Below are 16,608 nucleotides of genomic sequence, written 5' to 3'. Positions count from 1 at the left end.
CATTAAAATGCTACCTGTAATCCTAACATGTAAATCGTAGGCTTAGGGTAGTTGTGCCAAATCATACCTTGTGAGAACGCTGAGTTTCCTCCACCTTGGTTGGTAGGAGTAACTTCAGGATCGCCAACAATCGGATCTTTTACTAAAAGGAAGAAGTTTTGAGCAGTTGCATATACTCTTAAACGACTCAAATTCAATTTGCTTACCACGTTGCTTGGTACATTATAACCAAACATCAAGTTTCTGCCACGCAAGAATGAACCATCTTTAATCCACCAAGTATCCACGTTAGTCACATATCCTGCACGTGTATCACGAATTTCAGCAATCATCGTATTTTGATTGGTTGGAGTCCATGCATTCAATACCGAAGTATAACTATTCGCTAAAGCTTGACGGTCTTCACTTGGGTGAAGGTTCATCAACATGACTTCGTTTCCATAGTTAAACTGCATTTCTAGCGTTAAATCAAAGCTCTTGTACTTGAACGAGTTAGAAATTGCTCCCCAGAAATCTGGACTACCATTACCAATAATAGAACGGTCAGCATCGGTAATCGCACGGTCTCCATTAAAGTCTTTGTACTTGATATCACCCGGTAAAATCTTAAGTCCATTTCGGTAAGAAGTCCATTTAGCAGCCTCTTCTGCCTCTGCTGTTCCCCATACTCCTAAACGAGTTAAACCCCAGAATGATCCTACTGGCTCACCAATACGAATGATGTTCGTCGGGTTAGTAAAGTTTGGTCCACCCACATTGAAAATATCCGAAGGAGTAGCCAATGTCAACACTTTGTTTTTGTTGAAAGAAATGTTGAATTGAGTATTCCATTGAAAATCTTTGGATTTGATGTTGGTAGAATTGATTGAAAATTCAAAACCTTTGTTTTCCATAGAACCCACATTACGACGAATCGTAGCATAACCTGAAGTTTGAGGTACTGGCGCATCCAATAACATGTCGGTAGTCAAACGGTAGTAGTAATCCGCTTCGATATTAACTCGACCTCCCCATAAACCTAATTCGATACCAAAATCCGTCTGTGCTGTTTTCTCCCATTTCAAATCTGGGTTAGCTAATCTAGAAATACCTGTTCCAGAAACACGACCGTCATTGTAAACCGCAGAATAGTTGGAACTCAACAAAGAAAGAGATGAGTATGCTGGAATTTCAGAGTTACCGGTAAGACCGTAACTAGTTCTAATTTTCAAATTGGAAATAGTGGCATTACCCTTCAAGAAATCTTCTTCTGAAACCCTCCATGCCAAGGCACCTGAAGGGAAAATCGCAAATTTATAATTCTCTCCAAACTTAGATGAACCGTCTGCACGGGCAGTGGCTGTAGCTAAATACTTGTTCTTAAACGTATAGTTTACACGACCAAAATATGAGTTAAAAGCAAATTTAGAAGCACCTGAACCTACCGTTGGATTCACAGCACCTGCTCCTAAGTTGTTGAAACCAAAATAATCCGTCGCAAAACCATTGACACTAGCTCCGATATTAAAGAAGTCAGTTTGTTGCCAAGAAATACCCAACAAGGCATTGATTGAATGATTTTCGTTAAAATCCTTCGTGTAAGTTAAGTAGTTCTCTAAAGACCAGAACGTTTCTGTTTGATTGGTTGCCGAAGCATTACCTTGACCACCAATATTCAATGTTCTCGTTTGAGATTGATTATTTTCTTGGGTCATGATATTAGCTCCTAAGATGGTTTTCATCTCCAAACCTTTCATGAACGTAATGTTGGAATAAATACTTCCCGTAGTAGTCTGTGTATTTAAAATATACTTACGACCCATTAAACGGTGAACAGAACTCATTGTTCCTTCTGCAAATGGGAAATCACGGTTATTGGCATAAGTACCATCCGCATATTTTACAGGAAGGAATGGAAAATCTTCCACAATCTGTCTTGAAACGGCATCATTCACATCGGATAAGTTTTCCGTTTGGTTGTTATATGCCAAAGTTCCTCCAACTTTCAACCACGTTTTGATTTGATCGTCTATCGTGAATCGTCCAGAATAACGCTTCAAGTAAGTGGTTTTGATTAAACCTTGATCATCGCGATAACCTAAAGAGAAGGAGTATTGAGTTCTTTCATTTCCTCCACTAAAACCTAATTGATGATTTTGAGACAATTTATTTTGTGTTGACTCATTAAACCAATCTGTATCATATAATGCGTTACCACTGGCATCAAATACACGTGGATCCGTTCTTCTCAGTCTTGGATTTAAATAGGCCCATCTTCCTGCTGCCCAGCCTGCTGGGTCATATTTGGCCATGTTGGCCCAAGCCAAATCTTCAACAGCCATGTATTGCTTTGCATTCAACACCTGTGGTTTATTAGGACCTGCTACGTTAACACTGAAATCAGCATTGTATGTAACACTACCTTCACCTGATTTTCCTTTTTTAGTGGTTACTAAAATTACACCATTGGCTCCTCTAGCTCCATAAATAGCTGTTGAAGAAGCGTCTTTAAGGACCTCAACCGATACAATGTCATTCGGGTTTAAATAATCAATCGCCGAACTAAATTGATTCATATTTCCTTGAGGCAACATCACTCCATCCACTACATATAATGGGTTATTGGACGAGTTGATGGAACTAAATCCACGAACACGTACGGTGGTACGACCACCAGGACGACCCGAGTTGGTACTTACTTGTACACCGGCCATTCTACCAGATAATGCCTGGTTCAAAGATGTTGCAGGACGCTCCATTAATTGATCCGTTTTGATAGAACTGACAGAACCTGTTAAGTCAGATTTCTTTTGCGTACCATAACCAATAACAACAATCTCATCCAAATATTTATTATCTGGCTTTAAATTGATGTTAACTGCCGATTGGTTTCCAACAGTAATTTCCTGTTGTGTATAACCAATAGCTGAAAATACCAAAACGGCTTTGGAATCAGCAACCACAATCTTGTAATTACCATTAACATCCGTCATTACCCCTTTAGTAGTTCCTTTCACAATGACATTCACCCCTGGAATTCCTGAATTGGTTTCATCGGTGACTTTACCAGTAACAGTGATATCTGCTACTGATACTTTGATAGATCCATGAAGCAAACCTCCTTTTTCTGACAGTGCTGCATGAGCAGGTGACATACTAAAGCAAGTGAGTGCTAAACCCAACAAGGGAAATGCACTTCTTAAGCTCATTTGTCTATACGACAAGAGTATTTTTTTTTGCATAGTTTGACCATTTTACTGGTTGTTATAGGATTAGTAATGATCAATAATATCATCCAAATCCTATTATTCCTAAAAAAAATTATTAAATGCGTGTTAAATTTGTAACGAAATGTTTAATTTTTTAGTAAAATAAAATTCATATCTAGGTTCATTTGCAGCAATAATTTATTTATCGGCATTTCAATAAATGTACCGTTCATTTTACACCAAAAAGAAAAAAACGAGAATCAGTCTACTTTTAAAAAGTAAAGAATATTTTTCGGCTATAGATAAGATTTGGTTCTGTTTTTAAAAATTGGAAATGAGTAGATTGTAGCTTCGAACTACTTGTTAGATTAATACAAATCAATCCTGATAAAACCCAGTTGGGTTTTAAGCAATAAATGATATATTTGGATAAACTAAGCCATTATGAAAGCAAACCAAGACCGTAGAACCTTCCTGAAAAATTCAGGATTAATAGCCGCAGCCTCTGCATTCCCTTATATTTGGGTCAATTCAGAAAAGCATTCTTCATTTACCCCAACCAAAAAAGCGGGCGATAAAGTCAATTTAGCCTGTATCGGTATTGGAAACCAAGGAGGTTCTGATGTCATGTCGTTTCACAAAACGGGCTTAGCTAATTTTGTCGCATTTTGCGATGTGGATATGGGCGCTCCACAAACCTTGGAAGTCCTTAAAAAATTCCCAGATGTTCCTAGGTTTCAGGACTTCCGTACGATGTTCGACAAAATGGGAAATCAAATTGATGCGGTTGCCATTGGAGTACCTGATCATGCCCACTTTGCGATAACCATGATGGCCTTAGGATTAGGGAAACACGTGTATGTGGAGAAGCCGATGGCTAGAACATTCAATGAGATCGAATTGATGATGAAGGCAGCCAAGAAGCATTCCAAATTGGTGACCCAAATGGGTAACCAAGGACACTCAGAAGCCAATTATTTTCAGTTTAAAGCTTACAAAGATGCAGGTATTATCAAAGATGTTACTGCCATAACTGCTCACATGAACTCTGCCCGCCGTTGGCATGGATGGAACACACAAATCAAGAGCTTCCCTCCAGCAGAAGCTATCCCAAGTACCTTAGATTGGGATATTTGGATGGGAGTAACCCAACCTCATGATTACAACAAAGATTTTATTAATGGACAGTGGCGCTGCTGGTTTGATTATGGATTAGGCGCTCTAGGAGATTGGGGAGCTCATATCATAGATACGGCACACCAATTTTTAGACTTAGGCCTGCCAACGGAAATCAATATGCTGCGAGCAGATGGACATAATCCCTATTTCTACCCGCAATCCTCAACGATTTTATTTAAATTTCCTGAAAGGGGCAACATGCCACCAGTGGATATCACTTGGTATGATGGTGTCAATAATCTCCCTCCAGTACCTCAAGGATACGGAGTGACTGAATTAGATCCAAATATCCCACCTGCTAGCAATGGAAAGATCCAACCCGCTAAACTGAATCCGGGGAAAATCATTTATTCCAAAGACCTGACTTTCAAAGGAGGATCACATGGAAGTACGTTGTCCATTATCCCTCCAGAGCAAGCCAAAGACATGGCCTCTAAATTACCCGAAGTCCCTAAAAGTCCTTCCAACCATTATGCTAATTTCTTGAAAGCCTGTATGGGACAAGAGGAAACTCGTTCTCCATTTGCCATTGCTGGCCCTTTAAGTCAAGTTTTCTCTTTGGGCTGTATGGCACAGAAATTAAATACCAAATTGATTTTTGATCCAAAAACCAAGCAGATTACTAACAATACATTGGCCAATTCACTTCTAAAAGGCGCCGCCCCTAGAAAAGGTTGGGAGCAATATTATAAGGTTTAATATCCTAAATGAAGAATGTAGAATGTAGAATTAGGAAGACCAAAACCAACACGATTTTCTACTTACACAATTTCGAGATGGTGCGATAAAAAATTCTACATTCTTCATTCTACATTCTACATTCTTCATTCTACATTCTACATTCTTCATTCTACATTCTTCATTCTACATTCTTCATTCTTCATTCTACATTCTTCATTCTTCATTCTTCATTCTACATTCTTCATTCTCACCCCCTACTTATATATGTTTTCCAAATAAACCACCTCTCCTTTCTCATCAAAATCAATCAGGTTATACCATATAATCAATGGAGCGGTTTTATTGACTTTAATCCATTTGGAAGGAATATTGTAATATGGTCCTTCGATCTTTAAAGTATCTATCGCGCGTGAATTAGGACCCAAAAGCATTTTTGCATATCGAATGGGATCTTCTAAACGGATACATCCATGGCTGAAAAATCGCTTGCTAGAAGCAAATAGCTTCTTCTCTGAAGTATCATGCAAGTACAATCGGTAAGGATTTTCAAATGGGATTTTCAATATCCCTAAGGTATTCCAAACACCCGTCTTCTGTCTGAATGTATATGGAAAATAGTTCTTACTTAAGGCTTTCCAATCAACCGTTTTCGCATCTATGACTTGATTGTTTCTATCCAATAAGTCCAAATGACTGGCATAAAAATAGCGGATGTTCTTTTGTATCTCAGGCAATAATTCCTCTGTAGCGATACTTCGTGGAACATACCAATTCGGGTTGATAATCACATTTTTGATCTGAGCAGTTAATACCCGAGTAGGCCGAGCAGGTCGACCCAATACCACCCTCATTTTTAATGCAACTTGATTCCCTTGATAAACTTTCAACTGTGCGGCAGGAATATTAACCACAGTTAACATCTGGTTTTTCCGAATGTGATGTAACCAACGGTAATGATTGGCCGACAATGTCAATTGAGCTATTTTAGTCGGATTAGATACTAGACTATCTTGTTTGAGTTGAAGTAAAGCCAAGATGGATTTAACTTCAGGAGAAGAATTATTTAAATAATTAACTAAACTTACAATTGATTGGTTTTTTAAATAAGAAACCATCAATTGACGAACCTCATTCTTTCGCAATTCAAAAACATACCCTTGGAATTTAAAGGTCGGTCGGGGATTACCAAAACTAAGGTCTTCAAAAAAAGCTTGTGCTAGATTCTGGATTTTCTTTTCTAATGCCAAGGAATCTGAGCTGAGCATGGATTTTGGTTGCTGTAGCAAAGAATCCAAAAAACCATGTGGATAAAATGTTGTTTTTAGTGCCATGCTAGGCGACTGATGTAATAAACTATCCAAACTCTGGAGGGCATGAGGACGTAATAACCAAGAATATTCTGTTTGAGCCTTAAGTCCTAAACTCAGCAATATCCCCAAACAAAGAAAACATAAAAATTTACGATAATTCACCATATATGATTAATCCCCTTAAGGCCCAAACACCTTTTATGATAGACCAATATACATTTTCTAATTGAAGAATAGAAAATAGGTGACATGATTACGATGTTTTCAATTTTTATAAAATCCCTTGAAGCTTAATGTGCTGCAAAAGCATGATGGTTTTGGCATCTTTAATCTCTCCAGACTGAATCATTTGCAAAGCTTGATGGATCGGAATTTCCAACACTTCAATGTTTTCTTGCTCATGTTCCACACCTCCCCCATCACTCACCTTCATGGATTTAGCATATGCAGCAATAAAGAAATATAAAATCTCGGTGACAGAGCCTGGAGACATATAGGCTTCAAACACTTTTTGAATCTCTGTAATCTTATATCCTGTCTCTTCCTCCGTTTCACGACGAATACAATCTTCGGGATTGTCTTGATCCAATAAACCAGCGCAGGCTTCAATCATCATGCCATCTGGGTTTCCATTGACATAAGTAGGTAAACGAAATTGCCTGGTTAAAATTACCGTTCCTGCTTCCTTATTGTATAACAAAATAGTTGCCCCATTTCCCCGATCATAAGCTTCCCTTTGATGTATTTGTACACCTCCATCAGCCTGAGTATACTCGTAAGTAATTTTTCTCAAAACGTACCAATTGTCTGACAGAACTTCGCTTTGGGTGATTTTTATTTGAGCCATAAAGTAAATGATTTCATTGAAAGAACGAAATAAGTTGTTTCAAGGGACAAATCAATCTAGAATTGTCGAAATATGATAAATGGAAAGATTCAAAAAAGAATCAAGTAGTTTTTAGTTTTGACCATCACTAATCAAAATTACGTAAATATTAATTTAGCACTAGCGATGATAAGACCAAGGGCTAAGAGATAGCGCAGTGTAGGGACATTGAATTTCTGACTCCCATAATATGAACCTAGGAGTCCTCCCAAAATGGTTGCCGCTATAGTCCATGGAAAATTTTCAGTCACTTGAATTCCTCCTTTTTGAATTTGGCCATATAATCCTGATAAGGAATTGACAAATATAAACAAGGCAGAAACTGCTGCCGTTTGCTTTAGGGTGGCCCATCGCATCAACAGCATCAAAGGACTTAAGACAATCCCTCCCCCGATTCCAATCATACCCGAAAGCAATCCAATGGCTCCACCTGAAACCAATCCTGCTGAAATAGAAATCGGTTTAATTTCTTCCTTTTCGTTTCGGAATTGAAAGATTAATCGGAAAATAGAAATCAGAATACATAGTGCCAAAATTTTCTTATACAACGAATCTGCCAGCGTCATGGTCCCTCCCAAATAGGCCAAAGGCACAGAGGCTAATGCAAAAGGCCAAAATAAGTTGAACTTAAAATGTCCTGCTCGATAGAATCCAATAAATGAAAACAGCGAGACAGCTAAATTCATGACCAAGGCAGAAGGTTTCATGATGGCAGGTGCAACACCCATAATAGCCATCACCGCCAAATATCCACTTGCCCCTCCATGTCCGACCGATGAATAAAGAAATGCGATTATTGCTAAAAATAGTAGTAAAACGACTAGTGAACTCATCATGACTTTGACTTAAACTATTAGGGTGACAAAGAGCCCAAATGTGGCTTCAAAAATGCCTTATTTGGAACAATTTAGCATTTTTTAATGAAATTTAACAACTAATATTGCGTTAACATTAAAATTTTAAAACCATATAAAATAATGAAACTCTCTAATCAACTCTCAGCACTTTTAATCATTTCTGCCTTGTTTGTTTCCTGTAAATCAGATGATCTCACGAATGGCACAGGAAAGCTTGCCCTTAGCGTTACGGATGCCCCGATTGACGCCGCCAATGTTAAAGCCGTTTATGTGACATTCACGGGATTAGAATACCAAAATAGTGGTGGATCCTGGGAAACGGCTACTGATTTTACCAGTCCACAAGTCGTGAATATCCTAGATTTACAAAACGGAAAAACTTCTCTACTAGGTAATTATACCTTAAAATCTGGAAACTATACCGGATTACGCTTTAAACTAGATGCTCCAACCAAAGGAACGAACAATCCCAGCAATCCAGGTTGTTATGTAGAGCTCAATACTGGTGAAAAAATGCCATTATTTGTACCTAGCGGTGCATCATCCGGGTACAAGGCAAACGGAAACTTTTCGGTTCCGATCAATGGAGTGGTGGAAGTTACGGCCGACTTCGACTTAAGAAAATCCATTGTGGTTACAGGATCTGGAAGTACTTATATTTTAAATCCAACCATCAAAATTGCAGTCAATAATCAATCTGGAACAATCACAGGATTAGTGAGTAATTTAGCAATGGATAAAAAATACGTGGTTTATACCTATGAAAAGGACAAATACACGAACAGTGAAAGCGCTGAACCAAGTGGTGAAAATGTACGATTTGCCAATGCAATTTCAAGTACCAAAATAAGCTCTACAGGTGCCTATACTTTGGCATTCTTAGCAGCAGGAAGCTATGATTTGATCGTTGTATCTGAAAACGCAAACGGCTTAGTAACGGTAGAGAAACAAGTTAGTGCCATCGTGGTTCAAAGTCAGAAAACAACCTCGTTGAATATTGCATTGTAATTCAGAAGTAATTTATTATCGGGGTCTACATATAGTGGACTCCGATTTTTTTTAATGAAAGGCTAATGAATTTTATATTTCCCTCCATATTTATATTTTTCTAAAGAAATAGTTGGCGAGTATTTAACGCCCAATCATTTATAACCTTAATTTCCTTTTAACAATCCATTTTTTTATCTTTGATTGTAATAACCTGTTCCAGCATTTTATTATTGAAAATTAGATGTAAGAATAAACTAATATCAACTGTTAATTCCGATGATATTATTAGCTATTTATTTAAATCAACTATAAAACAAAGCCTTGATTTCATTAAATGTATCTAAAATTTTGATCGTAATCCAAACAAAGTCACATTAACCTAAAAATTACCTATATCGTCTGACATGTATACAAGTGTACTTGGGAGATTCTTCTAAATTATTATATCCTTAAATTTTCTTTTACATATTTAAATCGTCAAAATGAAATCAAATTCATTTAGTTCCACAATACTTAATACTTGTTCCTTGCTCTTTTTTCTTTCATTTTTGCCTGTTTCAGGTCAAGATTTAAATACCTTGTCACAAAAGAATTTAAGTGCCATAAAAGCAAGTCAAATTTCTGACGCAGAAATTCAAAAAATAAAATCGCAAGTAGAAAGTTCCAACATGGGCATGGATGAACTTAAAAACTCTGCTTTGGAAAGAGGCTTACCCAGCGAGGAATTCGAATTGATTCGTCAAAGAATTGAAGGTCAAAAAAATAACAACCAACAAAATTCAAACGAAAAACTAATTGAAAATTCGGTAAAAATAGAAGCTCCAAGTGCCAAAAATAATACCGAAATAGATCCATTAATATTCGGTTCTGAATTATTCTTGCAGAAGTCGAATTTCATGGCTAATTCTAACTTAGCCTCTCCTTACAATTATGAAATAGGACCCAATGATGTCCTTAAAATAATGTTGTATGGCATTCAAGAATTTTCGACGGAACAACGTGTAACCAAAGAAGGCAACATTACTATTCCTAACATAGGATTAGTGAAAATTAGTGGATTAACCATGGAAGCTGCGCAAAGTAAAATTAAGCAGCAAATGGAAAAGAATATTTATAAATCATTAAAAACAAACGAATCAAAATTATCAGTTACACTTTCCAATATTAGAACCATACACATCACCATTATAGGTGCAAATAATTCTGGAACCTTTAATGTCAGTTCTTTAACAACGGTATTCAATGCATTAAATATTGCTGGGGGACCATCGAAAATTGGCACTTATCGAAATATCGAATTAATCAGAAATAATAAATTACTGCGAACTATCGATTTGTACCATTTTTTAATCAATGGAGATCAATCGGACAATGTTGGATTAAAGGAGAATGATGTCATACGTATTCCGCCTTTTAAGGATCGAATTGAAATGAAAGGTTTTGTTAAAAGACCGGGAATTTTTGAAATTAAAGCTCAAGAAACTTTCAATGATATATTAAATTACTCTGGGGGATTTGATGATTTTGCTTATCAAGCTAGTGTACAAGTCATAAAAAAAAATGATGAAGAATTCCTTATCCAGGATTTAATTAAAAACGAATATTCATCGTTTCATCCAGAGGGTGGCAGTACTTTTATCATCTCTAAAATATTAAATCGTTTCAAAAATAGAATTAAAATTGGAGGTGCTGTTTTCCGCCCAGATAGTTATGAGTTAAAAGAAGGATTGCGTATAAAAACTTTGATTGAAAAATCTGGAGGGTTAAAAGAAGATGCATATTTATATGGCGCACACTTATTCAGAAATAAAGCAGACCTAACCAAAGAAATCATCAACATCAATTTAAAGAAAGTTTTAGAGGACGATCAAAAAGAAAACATTTTATTACAAAGAGAAGATTCTATTCATGTAACATCCATTTTTGATTTAAAAGATAAATTAAAAGTTTCTGTTCAAGGTGAAGTACATAAACCAGGTAGCTTTATGTATTACGAGGGAATAACGATAAAAGATTTAATTCGATTAGCTGGAGGTACTACTTATAAAGCTAATAGTAAAATTGAAATTGCTCGTTCGCTAAACAAGGGGGGGGCCTTAACAGACAAATCTCTTGAATCAAAAACTCAAATTCTTAATTCAGAAATTGATGCTAATTTAAACGTAGTGGAGGGTTTTGAAAATTTCCAATTAGAACCCTTTGATTTTATTTCCATTACTAAAAATCAAAATTTCAATGATGTAGAACAAATCAAATTGACTGGTCAAATTCGTTTTACGGGTACATATTCATTAGCATCCAAAACAGAGAGGATCAGCGATTTAATTCAACGTTCTGGAGGAGTTCTACCAAGCGCTTTTTTGAAAGGGGCTTATTTAATCCGAAATGAAAACAAAAAAAATTATTTTGAATCTGATAACAATTCGGCTTATTTAGACTCGCTAGAGAAAATAAAATTTGAAGGTTCGATTAAATCACTGGATGGTTATGCTCAAACAAATACGACCAAGAAAATAAATTATCTAGCCCTAGAACTAGATAAAATACTCATGAAACCTGGTAGCACATTTGATATTATTTTAAAAGATGGAGATGAATTGGTTGTACCCAAAATAAATAACCAAGTTAAGATATCAGGGGCCGTTTTTCAAGAAACGATTATCCCATTTGAAAATGGCCTTAATATCAAAAATTGTATATCATCTGCCGGAGGGGTAACCGATAAATCGATACGAGGTAAAGCCTATGTCATTTATGCTAATGGCCGATCAAAACAAATTAAACGCTTTGGGTTCTTCCGATTTAATCCAGTGATAGAACCTGGTTGTCAAGTGGTTGTACCAGTACTAACCCAACCTAAGGCCAATGTATTAGTAACTATTTTACAATATACGGGAATGATTGCCCAAATAGGTACTACCCTACTCACCATTTCTTTACTTAGTAAATAATAAAAATGTCGACTAATTCTGAATCAAACATTCAATCCGTAGAAGAAGAGGGTAATATTTCTATCATGGATATTATCCAAATTGGCATCAATTTATACCATTTTCTAAAAAATAAGTGGATTTTCATCGCATTGGCTTCCGCGATCGGCTTTGGTGCTGGTCTATACTTTGCCATGAATGAGAAACCTACTTATAAAGCGGTATTGACCTTTGCATTAGAAGAGGATAAAGGACCTGGAGCTGGAGTTAGTGGAATAGCAAGTCAAATAGGCCTAAACCTAGGTGGAGATGCGGGAGGTAATTTATTTTCTGGTCAAAACCTTTTAGAAATAATGAAAAGCCAGCTGATGGTTCGTAAAACATTATTAAAACCTATCACTATAAATTCTAAAGAGACAACTTTAGCTGATTATTATATTAAGATATACCAAATATATGCGGAAGATTATCCGAATAAAACAACCTTTTATCAATTAAAAAACTTCAGTAGAACAGAGGATTCAACCATTGCTATTTTATACAAAAACATCATTAATGATCATTTAATCGTACTCCAACCAGATGCTAAAATATCCATTTTAAAGATTGAAGTAAACTCTATCGATGAACTTTTTTCCAAATTATTTTGTGAGCATTTAATTCAAGAAACCTCCGATTTTTATGGAGAAACTAAAAGTAAAAAATCTAGAATAAACGTCAATATTCTGCAACATCAAGCTGATTCACTTCGAATGGAATTAAATTCAGCTATTACAGGTGTTGCCGTGGCGGTAGACAATGTTTATAACCTAAATCCTGCATTAAATGTCAGAAAAACGACAGGAGCTAAGAAACAAATCGATGTACAAACTACTACGGCTATGTTAACCCAAGTGCTTACAAATTTAGAAATGGGGAAATTGATGCTTCGAAAAGAAACGCCTCTTATCCAGGTCATAGATAAACCAATATTACCACTAGAAATTACTAAAAAATCAAAAAGGGAGTCTGCCCTAGGTGGTTCTATTTTATTTGGATGTTTAAGTATTCTCTTCTTTTTAGCAAAAAAGTATTTTCAAAAAATAAAGGATCAATTAAAATAGTAGATACAAAAAAAATCCCCGGAAATACCGGGGATTTTTAAGCAATCATTTATCATTTTATTTGTAAGTTGAAACCTTCACTGGCCCCAGCAAACCTGATTCTTCAGTTTGACTATTGGGACGAATCAAAGGAAAGGAAGTAAATGTAATCTTCTTCGCTCCTGGCTGAGCGTCACCCACCAAGCGGTTTACCCAAGAATTAATTACTTTTATTTCAATCGTATTTTTACCCATTTTTAAAGGGGAAGTAATATCTACCACAAATGGCTTTTTCCAAAGTGTCGCCACCTTAATTCCATTCACAAATACCTCTGCTAAGTTCTTCACATCCCCTAAATCCAGCTTGATACTTTCTCCACGAGCAATACTCAATAATTCATACTTGTTGCTATAAGTAGCTGCACCAGAGAAATACTTAACTCCTTCATTTTCATGCTGATTCAATGATACCAAAGAATTCAATGTAACCTCAGCTGGAGCACTTCTGTCTTTTTGGAATTGAACTTTCCATGGCCCTTCAATTGCTTGAGTTTTCACCACTTGTGGCTTCGGATAGCTTACTTTTAATGTCGTAGCCTTTCCTTCAAATACAATGAAATAAGCATCCCAAGGACTAAAATCTAAGTTCAACATCGTTCTCCCTCCTTTCATTTCATAACCCACTTTAGTGACTTCTCCCGTCTCTGGATTCCAAATAGAAGGTACTTTTCCACTCACACGGAAGGAAACCTGCGCAGAATTTGGTTCATTGGAACGACTATTCAACCAATAAATCTGCTTATCCGCCAAAGCACGGTGAACATACAAAATCTCCGCTTTTTGATTCGAAATCTGAACATCTTCTGACACCTTTACGAGCGCCAAAACCTCTTTCAAATTCTTCCCAAAATATACATTCGATAATTTTTTCAATTGAGCCAATTGATTAGCAAACTCTTGTTCATGATCAACTAAGCTTGGCGAATATTCTGGAGCTTGTCCTGCCACAGTTACACCCTCTTTCGCTAATTGCAATATCCTGTTCAACACCGAAAGAGTCATTTGTTTGGCCGTCGGATCTAAGACCAACACGGAATACTGACCGCCATTGGGATTCGTCAATTTTTTGTTTTTTGCTGTAATGACATTATTCAATGCAGTAGAATTCACAAAATCATACTCATAACCCGCAGGTATTGAAGGTAGTGATAAAGTATAATTGGACGTGATGTTGGTATTCTCTCCATAGTAATACAGGATATCAGCTACAAACTTACCTTGCTGCAACATATATGAACTTCTACCCAAATAATCTCCCCAAACACGTGCCTGATCTGCCCAAGTCTCCTGGCGAGTAAACCATTGTCCAAATGGCCCTAAGGTGAATCCCGGAAATAAATTATCCAAAGGTTGATGCACCGACGTATGTATCACAAATCGATTCAAGCCTGATGCCATTTCCACATCAGCTGTTCTCTTTAATGTTCCAGGATGTGGTTTAAATGGATTCCCTACGGTAGTCATTGATTCACCCGCTACAATATTCTGACCATAGATATGGGCTACTGAAGCTGACTCTCGAATATCGGCTCTACTTCTAATCTCTTCATCAGCACCTGGTACCAATGCTCCGGGTTGCCACATGGCCGACATAGGAATATCCGCTTTCTTTTTCACATCCATTCCATCAGCTAAAAAGATACGACCCGTTTCATGTGACTCTGTATAACGTTTCATACCTCGCTGTGCCAAAATCTCCCCTATCAATTCGTAATGATTTTCGACAATCATCTCTCCTATGGTCTTTCTAAAATCCCACAGAAACTTCTCACTAGATTTGAGATCTTGAACTATCTGACCCACTAATACAGGCAACCATGGTTTCATATCATAGCCGCGTTTCCCTTTAAACACCTCAAACATGGCAGGAGTCCAAGTCATGTGACCCGCTTCATAACTATCCAATACCATGTGCGTCAAGCCCTGCTTCCCCATCAAATCAGCTCCCGTAGCATCTTTGTATTGGTCTAAGTAATTATTCAAATAACGGCTTACTGCTTCTCTGTCTATCTTATCCACTTCCAAACCTGTAGCTTCTGGTGAAGCTGGGTGATTCTTTTTACCTGTCAATGAATACCCAAATCGATAAATGATCCATTCTCCCGCAGGGGCATTCCAAGAGATGGAACCATCTGCTTTCATTTGACCAGTTAAATCCACCACTTGATTCGTTTTAGGTCCAACAGGATTATAAGTTGAAATGCCAGGGGACTCTACCCAAGGCTGAAATCCAGCTTTACCTTCAAATAAATGCACTTTAGGACTTGTATGAACGACAAATTCCGAAACTTGGGTTCCCTTAGGACTATTGTCTTGACTACCCCCAAACATCGCCATCATACCCGGGGCAGGAGGCAATATTTTATACACTAAGCGAACATATTTTGCCTTAATAGGACTAAATGACAAGGTGGTTTGAGCAGTGATAGTGCCCGGTATAGCGATAATTTGCTTAAAAGTAATTCCATCCAAACTGTATTGAAGAAAGCGATTTTCTGGTCCTCCTCTAAATACCGCTAATTCGCCATACCCTTCATTCGCAATGGTCACTGCGGAAATTTCTTGAATTTCTGGAAACTCGTATTGAATCCATGTTTCTTCACCCACATTTTTAGGTGGTAACATACCAAAATTATGCAAATCACCATCGGTCAATTGAGCTAAAGTAAATGTACCTCCACTGCTGGTCAACGTAGGATTTATACTCCCCAAAGTTTTATCCTGTTGGGATAAAGGATAGGCTATTAGGGCAAAATCTTGGTAATATTCAGGCACCACTGGCGCTGGACCAGGAGCAGGACCACCAAATCCTCCAGCCTCCACGGGGGTATTTTGCATGGGACCTGTTACAGATGATGGCGCAGGAATTTTTCCCGTAAACACTTTGCCTCCACTAATACGTGTCTCTGACCACACGTATTTTTTCATGGCATCAGAGGGTTTTACCCAAGGGCCTCCCGTTACACTCCATCCCGGAGAGCCTGCAATGGCCATTTCTAAGTTCTTTTTTTGGGCTAAATCTGCTGTAAACTTAAAGGCATCCTTCCAGCCTGGATTCATAAAGCCTAGCTTGTCTTTCACCACCACGGGAGTCATTAAACTGGCATCAAAATTCTGAAAACCACCTATCCCCGACTTCTCCATCCACTCCAAATCCTTCTGAATTCCTTCCTTGGTAATATTCCCGTTCATCCAATGCCACCATACCCTTGGTTTAGCCGCATTCGGAGGAGTTTTAAAGTCAGCCTTGAATGCATCCTGAGCTTGCACGCCTAAGCTTATGATAAAAGGACTTATTAGGGCTACTAAATAGCTACGCTTAACCATGAATAATTCAGTTTTGTAGTGGCAAAATACCAAAGGTATTTGAGCTAACTATCATTGTCCATCCTAGGGCAAACCCACTAAATCAATCAATTGGCATCCATTATACATTCTTAAAGAA

10 protein-coding genes are annotated in these 16,608 nt (G+C 37.3%); 4 read left to right on the top strand and 6 right to left on the bottom strand.

Annotated elements, in window-relative coordinates; all coding sequences use genetic code 11:
* Window positions 1–2: 2 nt before the first annotated feature.
* Window positions 3–3,134, bottom strand: a complete 3,132-nt coding sequence (locus G9H65_RS07665) for a SusC/RagA family TonB-linked outer membrane protein (protein WP_235927479.1) — start codon at window positions 3,132–3,134, stop codon at window positions 3–5.
* Window positions 3,135–3,632: 498 nt separating this feature from the next.
* Here G9H65_RS07665 and G9H65_RS07660 point away from each other — a divergent pair, with 498 nt between their 5' ends.
* Window positions 3,633–5,066, top strand: a complete 1,434-nt coding sequence (locus G9H65_RS07660) for a Gfo/Idh/MocA family oxidoreductase (protein ID WP_166374749.1) — start codon at window positions 3,633–3,635, stop codon at window positions 5,064–5,066.
* A gap of 236 nt (window positions 5,067–5,302) precedes the next feature.
* Here the strand turns inward: G9H65_RS07660 and G9H65_RS07655 are convergent, their stop codons facing one another.
* The 3 genes from G9H65_RS07655 to G9H65_RS07645 all read right to left on the bottom strand — a co-directional run bounded on the left by G9H65_RS07655 (window position 5,303) and on the right by G9H65_RS07645 (window position 8,080).
* Entirely contained in the window at window positions 5,303–6,523 is a 1,221-nt protein-coding gene (locus G9H65_RS07655; protein ID WP_166374748.1) for a L,D-transpeptidase family protein, read from the bottom strand.
* 106 nt (window positions 6,524–6,629) lie between these two features.
* Entirely contained in the window at window positions 6,630–7,205 is a 576-nt protein-coding gene (nudK, locus tag G9H65_RS07650; RefSeq protein ID WP_166374747.1) for a GDP-mannose pyrophosphatase NudK, read from the bottom strand.
* A 137-nt stretch (window positions 7,206–7,342) separates the two neighbouring features.
* A complete protein-coding gene (locus G9H65_RS07645; RefSeq protein ID WP_166374746.1) occupies window positions 7,343–8,080 on the bottom strand; it encodes a sulfite exporter TauE/SafE family protein in 738 nt (245 codons plus the stop codon).
* Window positions 8,081–8,221: 141 nt separating this feature from the next.
* Here G9H65_RS07645 and G9H65_RS07640 point away from each other — a divergent pair, with 141 nt between their 5' ends.
* Both G9H65_RS07640 and G9H65_RS07635 read left to right on the top strand, forming a co-directional pair.
* A complete protein-coding gene (locus G9H65_RS07640) occupies window positions 8,222–9,109 on the top strand; it encodes a DUF4382 domain-containing protein (protein ID WP_205753274.1) in 888 nt (295 codons plus the stop codon).
* 464 nt (window positions 9,110–9,573) lie between these two features.
* On the top strand, window positions 9,574–12,042 hold the full coding sequence (locus G9H65_RS07635; protein WP_166374745.1) for an SLBB domain-containing protein: 2,469 nt from the start codon (window positions 9,574–9,576) through the stop codon (window positions 12,040–12,042).
* A 31-nt stretch (window positions 12,043–12,073) separates the two neighbouring features.
* Here G9H65_RS07635 and G9H65_RS07630 read toward each other — a convergent pair whose 3' ends face one another.
* Complete coding sequence (locus tag G9H65_RS07630; RefSeq protein WP_166374744.1) at window positions 12,074–12,217, bottom strand: hypothetical protein; 144 nt, start codon at window positions 12,215–12,217, stop codon at window positions 12,074–12,076.
* Between G9H65_RS07630 and G9H65_RS07625 the strand changes: the two genes are divergently transcribed.
* Window positions 12,216–13,124: a lipopolysaccharide biosynthesis protein gene (locus G9H65_RS07625; RefSeq protein WP_166374743.1), complete on the top strand. Its 909-nt coding sequence runs from the start codon at window positions 12,216–12,218 to the stop codon at window positions 13,122–13,124. The genes G9H65_RS07630 and G9H65_RS07625 overlap by 2 nt on opposite strands.
* Window positions 13,125–13,181: 57 nt before the next feature.
* On the opposite strand, the gene G9H65_RS07620 is transcribed toward G9H65_RS07625, so the two are convergent.
* Window positions 13,182–16,490 (bottom strand): glycosyl hydrolase, encoded by a 3,309-nt coding sequence (locus G9H65_RS07620; RefSeq protein WP_166374742.1) that lies wholly within the window; start codon window positions 16,488–16,490, stop codon window positions 13,182–13,184.
* Between the last annotated feature and the right edge of the window lie 118 nt (window positions 16,491–16,608).

It is taken from the genome of Aquirufa ecclesiirivi, assembly GCF_011250515.1.
In the GTDB taxonomy this organism is placed as follows: Bacteria; Bacteroidota; Bacteroidia; order Cytophagales; family Spirosomataceae; genus Aquirufa; species Aquirufa ecclesiirivi.
This window is presented reverse-complemented; position numbering and strand designations above follow the sequence as displayed.

Excerpts from the sequence above, each read along its gene's own strand:
- G9H65_RS07660 (WP_166374749.1), top strand. The coding sequence starts at position 3,633 with ATGAAAGCAAACCAAGACCGTAGAACCTTCCTGAAAAATTCAGGATTA.
- G9H65_RS07625 (WP_166374743.1), top strand. The coding sequence starts at position 12,216 with ATGAATGAGAAACCTACTTATAAAGCGGTATTGACCTTTGCATTAGAA.
- G9H65_RS07640 (WP_205753274.1), top strand. The coding sequence starts at position 8,222 with ATGAAACTCTCTAATCAACTCTCAGCACTTTTAATCATTTCTGCCTTG.
- G9H65_RS07665 (WP_235927479.1), bottom strand. The coding sequence starts at position 3,134 with ATGTCACCTGCTCATGCAGCACTGTCAGAAAAAGGAGGTTTGCTTCAT.
- nudK (WP_166374747.1), bottom strand. The coding sequence starts at position 7,205 with ATGGCTCAAATAAAAATCACCCAAAGCGAAGTTCTGTCAGACAATTGG.
- G9H65_RS07620 (WP_166374742.1), bottom strand. The coding sequence starts at position 16,490 with ATGGTTAAGCGTAGCTATTTAGTAGCCCTAATAAGTCCTTTTATCATA.
- G9H65_RS07655 (WP_166374748.1), bottom strand. The coding sequence starts at position 6,523 with ATGGTGAATTATCGTAAATTTTTATGTTTTCTTTGTTTGGGGATATTG.
- G9H65_RS07635 (WP_166374745.1), top strand. The coding sequence starts at position 9,574 with ATGAAATCAAATTCATTTAGTTCCACAATACTTAATACTTGTTCCTTG.
- G9H65_RS07630 (WP_166374744.1), bottom strand. The coding sequence starts at position 12,217 with ATGGCAAAGTATAGACCAGCACCAAAGCCGATCGCGGAAGCCAATGCG.
- G9H65_RS07645 (WP_166374746.1), bottom strand. The coding sequence starts at position 8,080 with ATGATGAGTTCACTAGTCGTTTTACTACTATTTTTAGCAATAATCGCA.